Origin of the sequence: Arenibaculum pallidiluteum, from assembly GCF_017355985.1 — a bacterium.
Classification (GTDB): domain Bacteria; phylum Pseudomonadota; class Alphaproteobacteria; order Azospirillales; family Azospirillaceae; genus Arenibaculum; species Arenibaculum pallidiluteum.
Window position 1 is genome coordinate 1 of sequence record NZ_JAFIQU010000052.1, and the last position, 535, is coordinate 535.

Annotated in this window: 1 rRNA gene; it reads left to right on the forward strand. The window is 65.0% G+C overall.

From position 1 onward, the window contains the following. Positions 1 to 358 precede the first annotated feature (358 nt). A 23S ribosomal RNA gene (locus tag JUB13_RS31040) occupies positions 359 to 535 on the forward strand; the annotation flags it as partial.

Here is a 535-nt window from a genome sequence, read left to right on the forward strand (position 1 = left end):
AGCCGTAGGGGAACCTGCGGCTGGATCACCTCCTTTCAAGGAAGACGCCGGGCTCGATCTCCTCCCCCGGCGCCGTCGTCCTCGCATCCCTTCCAGCCGATCCTTGCCGGAGCCCACAAGCTCCGGTACCGGCTGAACGCGACAATCCCACTGGGCTCCGCCCGGCCGGGAGCGCGCAGGGTCCATGACATCGTGAAGAGGGAAGCAAGTGAAGTGACCGAGGAGGCCGGAAGGCATCCGCGGCGCTATCGGTTCGTTCCGGTGGCGTTGTGGACAGTGTCCGGCCGAGCATCTCGAGCGAGAGAGTTCACTGGCGTCCGCGGCGGGATTGCTCCTGCGCGCGGCGTCGTAGCCGAGCGATCAAGCAGTATAAGGGCATCTGGTGGATGCCTTGGCACTGAGAGGCGATGAAGGACGCAGCACGCTGCGAAAAGCCACGGGGAGCTGCGAGCAGGCTTTGATCCGTGGGTTTCCGAATGGGGCAACCCACCGCTTCGGCGGTATCCAGCGCTGAACACATAGGCGCTGGAGGCGA